At 72.2% G+C, this 6,653-nt stretch carries 8 protein-coding genes and 1 riboswitch; of the genes, 5 read left to right on the top strand and 3 right to left on the bottom strand.

Annotated features, from left to right (window positions below; genetic code table 11):
* The coding region (locus tag EBL84_RS04675; RefSeq protein WP_148040263.1) for a hypothetical protein at positions 1-341 on the bottom strand (341 nt) is incomplete at its 3' end.
* Positions 342-409: 68 nt separating this feature from the next.
* Entirely contained in the window at positions 410-1,465 is a 1,056-nt protein-coding gene (cobD, locus tag EBL84_RS04670) for a threonine-phosphate decarboxylase CobD (protein WP_123139758.1), read from the bottom strand.
* Between the two features lie 340 nt (positions 1,466-1,805).
* On the opposite strand from cobD, the gene EBL84_RS04660 reads away from it, so the two are divergent.
* The 5 genes from EBL84_RS04660 (at position 1,806) to EBL84_RS17045 (ending at position 5,383) form a co-directional block, all read left to right on the top strand.
* Complete coding sequence (locus EBL84_RS04660) at positions 1,806-2,459, top strand: energy-coupling factor ABC transporter ATP-binding protein (RefSeq protein WP_123139756.1); 654 nt, start codon at positions 1,806-1,808, stop codon at positions 2,457-2,459.
* 346 nt (positions 2,460-2,805) lie between these two features.
* Positions 2,806-3,013, top strand: a riboswitch (cobalamin riboswitch).
* A gap of 152 nt (positions 3,014-3,165) precedes the next feature.
* Complete coding sequence (locus EBL84_RS04655) at positions 3,166-3,822, top strand: MotA/TolQ/ExbB proton channel family protein (protein ID WP_123139755.1); 657 nt, start codon at positions 3,166-3,168, stop codon at positions 3,820-3,822.
* Positions 3,812-4,201, top strand: a complete 390-nt coding sequence (locus EBL84_RS04650; protein WP_123139754.1) for a biopolymer transporter ExbD — start codon at positions 3,812-3,814, stop codon at positions 4,199-4,201. Before EBL84_RS04655 ends, EBL84_RS04650 begins: the two co-directional genes overlap by 11 nt.
* Before the next feature lie 10 nt (positions 4,202-4,211).
* The gene (locus EBL84_RS04645; RefSeq protein WP_123139753.1) at positions 4,212-4,613 is read left to right on the top strand and encodes a biopolymer transporter ExbD; all 402 of its coding nucleotides are present in this window, start codon (positions 4,212-4,214) and stop codon (positions 4,611-4,613) included.
* Between the two features lie 455 nt (positions 4,614-5,068).
* Positions 5,069-5,383, top strand: a complete 315-nt coding sequence (locus EBL84_RS17045; protein ID WP_165913488.1) for an energy transducer TonB — start codon at positions 5,069-5,071, stop codon at positions 5,381-5,383.
* A gap of 6 nt (positions 5,384-5,389) precedes the next feature.
* On the opposite strand, the gene cbiB is transcribed toward EBL84_RS17045, so the two are convergent.
* Complete coding sequence (gene cbiB / locus EBL84_RS04635; RefSeq protein ID WP_123139751.1) at positions 5,390-6,346, bottom strand: adenosylcobinamide-phosphate synthase CbiB; 957 nt, start codon at positions 6,344-6,346, stop codon at positions 5,390-5,392.
* Between the last annotated feature and the right edge of the window lie 307 nt (positions 6,347-6,653).

The raw sequence follows: 6,653 nt of genomic DNA, 5'->3' as shown, positions 1-6,653 counted from the left end.
ATCTCGGCGCGCGCCACCGCCGGGTCGACGGTGGCGCGCAGCCCGATCTGCCCGGCGGCGACGCACAACCCCACCAACGCGACCAGCACCGGATCACCGTGCCGGGCGAGCCATGGGTAGGGATCACCGAGCGGCGGTATCGCAACCCGCAACAACGGACCCTCGCCGCGCAACCGCGCGACCCCGGCGAGCCGCGCCCGCTCGGCGGCATGTCGACCGATACTCAGCAGCACGTCGAGCCGGTGCACCGAGAGCACCGCGCCGCACGGAGCGCACTCGGGCAACGCGATCCGCTCGCCATCGAGCGCACTCGGTCCGGCGGGTACATCGCTCGACGTCATCCATACCGAGCGCACCGGCCCGTCCCTCGCCACCACGGCGGCAGCGGGCACGCTCAGCCACAACGGCCTCACCCGAAGGCACCCTCGGACACCGCCAGTCCGGCCAGCGCACGCTCCAGGCGGCGCCACTGGGCCGCGTCCCCGGGCAGACCGAAGCGCAGACTCGACGGCTGCTCGAACAAGCGCACCAGGATGCCCTGGCGGGCGAGCGCCTCGTGCAGACGTACCGCTGCCGGGGTCCGCACCCACTGGAAGAGCGCGCTGCCACCGCTCGGCGTCAGCCCGTGACGATCGAGCAACGCCGCCAGGCGCGCCGAGTCGCGCGCCAGCGCCAACCGCGCCGAGCCCTGCCAGGCGGTATCGAGCAGCGCCAGGCGCGCCAGCTCGCGCGCCGGTCCCGACAGCGTCCAGGGACCGAGCCAGGCGTCGAGGCGCTGGCGCAACTGCGCCTCGGTCCAGGCGAAACCCACCCGCGCCCCGGCCAGACCGAAGAACTTGCCGAGCGAGCGCAGTACCACCAGACCCGGTCGGCCGACCGCATCGAGCAGACTGTGCTCGGGGGAGGCATCCATGAAGGCCTCGTCGACCACCAGCCAGCCGCCGCGTGCGGCCAGCGCCGCATGCCAACTCAGCAGGGTCTCGCGCGACCAGCGCCGCCCGGTGGGGTTGTTGGGGTTGATCACCACCAGCACGTCGAGCGGCTCGGCGGCGTCGGCCTCGATCCGGCCACGCGGATCGCCATCGGGCAGGCGCACCAACTGGTGACCGGCCCGCCGCCAGCCATGGGCGTGCTCCTGGTAGCCGACCTCGGGCACCCCGACCCGACAGGGCGCGCGCAGCTGCGGCAGGCCCTGGATCGCCGCCTGCGAGCCGGCGAGCGCGAGCGCGCCGGGAGCGCCGTAATAGCTCGCCGCCGCCTGCTCCAGCCCATCGCCGGTCTCGGGCAAGCGCGCCCAGAGCGCACGCGGCAGCGGCGGCACCGGCCAGGCATTGGGGTTGATACCGGTCGAGAGATCGAGCCAGTCGGTCAGCGGGATGTCGTAGCGCGCGGCGGCCTGACGCAGCCGCCCGCCGTGTTCGGGACGGGGCAGATCGGAATGGATCGGGACGATGGTGGCTGTCATGCTGAGGCGCGCGGATCGAGGTGGCGATGGCTGGCTGGAAAACAATCGGTCAATCTGCCAGTTGCCCGGGGTTCGTGCAAGCTGGTGGCTGGTGGCGAGCCGCCAGCCGCCAGCCGCCAGCCTCCAGCCTCCAGTGGGAAAGCCTGGCGCCGCTGGCTGGCGACTGGCAGCTGATTGCAGGCCTCCAGCTTCCAGCCCTCAGCCTCCAGTGGGAAAGCTTGGCGCCGCTGGCTGGCGGCTGGCGGCTGGAAGCTGGCGGCTGGCGGCTGGCGGCTGGAAGCTGGAAGCTGGCGACCGGAAGCTGATAGCGTTCCCCATCTTCCGTATTCGAGCATCCCGGATGGATCCACTCTTCAGACTCACCGACATCCACTTCGCCTATCCTGGCCGACCGCCGGTACTCAGCGGGGTCGAGCTGACGATCCGGTCCGGTGAACGGATCGCCGTCCATGGTGCCAACGGCTCGGGCAAGAGCACCCTGTTGCAGTTGATGGTCGGGCTGTTGCGCCCCGCCGCCGGCACCCTGGTCGCCTTCGGCGCACCCCGCCGCGTCGAGCACGACTTCCATGCGGTACGTCGGCGCGCCGGGCTGGTGTTCCAGGACGCCGACGACCAGCTGTTCTGTCCCACGGTGGTCGAGGACATCGCCTTCGGTCCACGCAACCTCGGTCAGTCGCCGGCGCAGGCCCGAGCGACGGTCGAGCGCACCCTCGCCCGACTGGGGCTCGAACACCTGCGCGACCGCGTCACCCACCGTCTCTCCGGTGGTGAGCGTCGTCTGGTCGCCCTCGCCGCGGTGCTCGCCATGGAGCCAGAGGTGCTGCTGCTCGACGAGCCGACCAACGCGCTCGACGACCCCACCCGTGCCCGTCTCCTGCAGATCCTCGCCGACCTCGATCAGACCCTGGTGCTGGTCAGCCACGACACCCCACTGCGCCAGACCCTCGCCACCCGCCACTACCGACTCGACCAGGGACGGCTGGAGGCAGGCTGATAGCTGATAGCCACCAGCCGTCAGCTGCCAGCCACCAGCCGCTAGCCACCGGCGCCAAGCTTCCCCGCCGGAGGCTGGCGGTTCGCAATCAGCCGACAGTGGAGGGTAGCGGTGTCATGAACCGATGGCCGACTGCCTTTCCCTTCCCTTGCGGTTCGAACCAGCGGCCAGCTGACAGCCTCCGGTCGGGAGGGCCAGCGCGCATGGCCGACGATTGACAGGCAACACGGTCTCTTTGCCCCGGTGGCTCACAATCCACCGACGGCTGACAGCTGACAGCTGGCGGCTGGTCGCTGGCAGCTGGCGACTGGCGGCTAACCGCTTGACTCGCCCTCGACCGGCGGTATGATGCTCGGCCAGCGATGGTTCCCCGCGAGGGGATCAAAAGGGAACACGGTGCGGCCCGTTCGGGCCAAGGCCGTGGCTGCCCCCGCAACTGTCAGCGGCGAGTCCGCGCCCCCTCATGACGCCACTGGTCCGCGCCGGACCGGGAAGGCCGGGCGCCCGACCCCGACCCGCGAGCCAGGAGACCTGCCATCGAGACACCGATCGCCTGACCGTCGGACGGGGTGTGCCGAGGGTGGGACCCACTGGCGCCCTGCCCGGCCCCGGCGTCCGCTCACCGGGCCGGTCGTGCCAACCGTCCAGTCCCTCCCCCGAGATCCACCGCCCCGCCCAGCAACACCGCCTGGAGGCGCCCGTCGACATGGATCTCGCCAAGCTCTCTGCCGCCACACAGGCCGCGCTCGAATTCGTCCGTGCCGGCGGCCCGGTGATGCTGGTGTTGTGCGCGCTCTCGCTGCTCGCGCTCACCCTGGTGCTGTTCAAGCTGCTGCAGTTCGCGCGGTTGCGGGTCGGCGCGCGCGCCTTCATCGCGCCGACGCTCGCCGCCTGCGCCGCCGGACGGCTCGACGAGGCGCGCGGCGCGCTCGCCCCCGCCCCTCAACCGATCGCCGCGGTGCTGGCGGTGGCCATCGACGGACTGGCGGACGGCGGGCGCACCCCGCAGCAGCTGCGCGAGGAGGTGCTGCGCGAGGCGGCGGCCCAGCAGCAGCGGCTCAACGCCCATCTGCGCGGACTCGACGCCATCGTCACCCTGGCGCCGCTGCTCGGACTGCTGGGCACCGTACTCGGCATGATCGAGGCCTTCCGCACCCTCGAGCAGGCCGGCGGACAGGCCAACCCGGCGCTGCTCGCCGGGGGCATCTGGGAGGCGCTGCTGACCACCGCCGCGGGCCTGGCGATCGCCATCCCCGCCGCCGCGGCGCTGCACTGGCTGGAGGCGATCATCGAGCGCGCGCGTCACGACACCGAGGACGCCCTGACCCGGCTGTTCACCATGCCGGTGGCCGATGCACATTGAGCCGCTGCGCCGCCGCGGTCGCGGCATCGGACTCGCGCCGCTGGTCGACGTGGTCTTCCTGCTGCTGCTCTTCTTCCTGCTCGCCGCCCGACTCGACCCACTGCAACAATTGCCGATCGAGACCCGTGACGGCGGCACCGCCGACAGCGTCGCGACCACGCTGCGACTCGATGTCGCCGCCGACGGCGGGCTGCGGCTCGACGGCGTGCCCTGCCCGCACGATGCACTGGTGACACGGCTGCGCGCGCGGCTCGCCGCGGAACCGGGCAGCACGCTGGTGATCGTCCCCGAGCGCGAGACACCGCTCCAGACCCTGGTCCAGATGACCGACCTGGCGCGCCTGGCTGGCGCACAACAGCTCGCCCTGATCGAGCCCTGAGGGCACACGGATGCAGATCCCCGGACCACCCCGCAGACGCCAGCGCGACCCGATGAGCGGGCTGGTCGACGTCGTGCTCCTGCTGCTGGTGTTCTTTCTCCTGGTCGGCACCCTCGAGCCACCCTCGCCGCTACCGGTCACGCCCCCCGAGGCCGCGCCGGGCGAGCGCCTGCCCGATGGCCGCCTGCGGCTCGTACTCGCCGCCGACGGCCGGCTCGCCCTCGCCGGCGTGCCGATCACCCGTGCGGAGCTGGACGCGGAGATCGCCGCACGCGTGGCGGACGAGCCGGGGCGCGCGATCGCCGTCGAGGCCGACGCCGACACCCCGAGCGGAACCCTGCTCGATCTACTCGCGATATTGCGCGCGCAGGGGGTCGACGCGCTCTCGCTGATCACCCGGGAGTCGCCATGAGCCGGACGACGACCCGCCTGCTGTGGGGCGTGGCGCTGATCCTGGCGCTGGGCGCGCACCTGGCCCTCGCCTGGCTGCTGCCGCCGCTGCGCGAACCGACGCTCGGGACGGGCGAGATCCGACTCTCGCTCCAGGGTAGAGGAACGCCCGACGCACCCGCCGACATCGCCGACGCGGCACCAGCGAGCGCCGAACCGACGCCCACCCAACCAGCGCCAGCGCCAGCGCCAGCGCCAGCGCCAGCGCCAGCGCCAGCGCCAGAGCCAGCGCCAGAGCCAGAGCCAGAGCCAGAGCCAGAGCCAGAGCCAGAGCCAGAGCCAGAGCCAGAGCCAGAGCCGAGTATCGCGGCGCCACGCGCGAGCGCCAAGCCCCCCCCTCCACCACCGCCGCCGACTCGAAGTGAGGCGGCGACGCCCGTCGCGCCCGCACGCCAGAGCTCGACGACGCATGCGGACGTGACCCCGAGCAGACGCGCCGAGCAGACCGGCACCGACCGTCCGGCTCGCCCCCTCGCCGGCAACCCACCGCCGCGCTACCCGCGACTGGCGCGTCGCCAGGGGGTCGAGGGTCGGGTGCTGATCCGGGTCGCGGTCGGCGCCGACGGGCGGGTCGGCGCCACCACCCTGATCGAGAGCAGCGGCCATCGCCTGCTCGACGACGCCGCACTGCGCGCGGTCGAGCGCTGGCGCTTCGCACCGGCCTGGCAGGCCGGACGCGCGGTCGCGGCACAGCTCACGGTGCCGGTGATCTTCCGTCTGGAGTCGGGCTGAGCGGCCTCAGCCCAGCGCCGCAAACCCCAACCCAAAGGCGAGCGCCACCACCGAGCTCCACCCCAGCAGCCGCAGCGCACGCTGCAGATCGACGGCGCCGAGCGCCGCCGGCCACGTCGGATCGCCGAGGAAGCGATCGGTGACCAGTCGCCCGCCGGACCACACCGGTCCGATCAACCGCACCCGCAGCGCCCCGGCACAGGCCGCCTCGCTCCAACCCGAGTTCGGGCTCGGCAGCAGCGCGTGATAGCGCCAGGCCGCGCGCAGCGCCAACCCGGGGTGCTCGCGCAGCAGCACCGCGGCAAGCGCGACCACCAGCGGCGAGAGCCGGGCCGGGAGCCAGTGCACCAGATCGTCCGAGCGCGCACCGGCCCAGCCGAAGCGGCGATAACGCTCGTTGCAATAGCCGACCATGGAGTCGAGGCTGGAGACGGCCTTGACCACCACCAGCCCCGGCACCCCGAACAGACAGAGCGCCCACAGCGGGGTGAGCACGCCGTCGGTGAGGTTCTCCGACAGGCTCTCGATGGTCGCGCGCGTCACCCCGTCGGTGCCGAGCGGCTCGACATCCCGCCCCACCAGCATCGCCAGTTGCGCGCGCGCGCCGGGCAGGTCGCCGGCGACGAGCGGCGCCAGCACCCGCCGACCGTGTTCGAGCAGGTCACGGGTGCAGAGCAGGCTGTAGGCGATGAACAGATCCCAGCCGAGCGCAAGCGGCGGGTGCAGCGCCGCCAGCCCGAGGCGCACGCCCCACCAGGCGGCGAGCGCGCCACCGACCACCAGCAGCCAGTGCAGGACGCCGCCCAGATAGCCGTCGAGCCCGCGCGCGAACAACGCCTGCTCCGAGCGCGCGATCCAGCCACCGAGCAGGCGCACCGGATGGAGCCGATAGACCGGGTCGCCGAGCAGCGCATCGAGCAGCACGGCGCCGAGGATCAGCGACAGCTCGATGTTCAGCGACATGGCAGCATGCCCTTGGTCTGGATGGATCTCGGCAAGTGGCGGAGAGAACGGTGGCTCATCGGTGGAGAGAGGGTCTGAGGTCGCGGCGCGGCAGGGTAAGCCAACGAGTCGACCCCGGGCAACGTCTGGCGATCCGGGTAAAAACACCCGAGCGATGATCCCAAGCAATCAAGTCGGTAATTTTCGGCGAACCTCGGCGATCGCCCCCGATCCAATTGATATAGTCCAGGCGATCGCTCGAGCCACCGCACTCGACCCGGCCACGCCAACGAGCAGACGCCCTCGTTGCAGCGGAGGCATGAAGGTC

Source organism: Marichromatium sp. AB31 (assembly GCF_003718685.1).
GTDB classification, from domain to species: domain Bacteria; phylum Pseudomonadota; class Gammaproteobacteria; order Chromatiales; family Chromatiaceae; genus Marichromatium; species Marichromatium gracile.
Note: the sequence above shows the minus strand (reverse complement) of the source record. Positions and strands in the feature narration are given on the sequence as shown.

Excerpts from the sequence above, each read along its gene's own strand:
- cobD (WP_123139758.1), bottom strand. The coding sequence starts at position 1,465 with ATGACAGCCACCATCGTCCCGATCCATTCCGATCTGCCCCGTCCCGAA.
- EBL84_RS04660 (WP_123139756.1), top strand. The coding sequence starts at position 1,806 with ATGGATCCACTCTTCAGACTCACCGACATCCACTTCGCCTATCCTGGC.
- EBL84_RS04655 (WP_123139755.1), top strand. The coding sequence starts at position 3,166 with ATGGATCTCGCCAAGCTCTCTGCCGCCACACAGGCCGCGCTCGAATTC.
- EBL84_RS04650 (WP_123139754.1), top strand. The coding sequence starts at position 3,812 with ATGCACATTGAGCCGCTGCGCCGCCGCGGTCGCGGCATCGGACTCGCG.
- EBL84_RS04645 (WP_123139753.1), top strand. The coding sequence starts at position 4,212 with ATGCAGATCCCCGGACCACCCCGCAGACGCCAGCGCGACCCGATGAGC.
- cbiB (WP_123139751.1), bottom strand. The coding sequence starts at position 6,346 with ATGTCGCTGAACATCGAGCTGTCGCTGATCCTCGGCGCCGTGCTGCTC.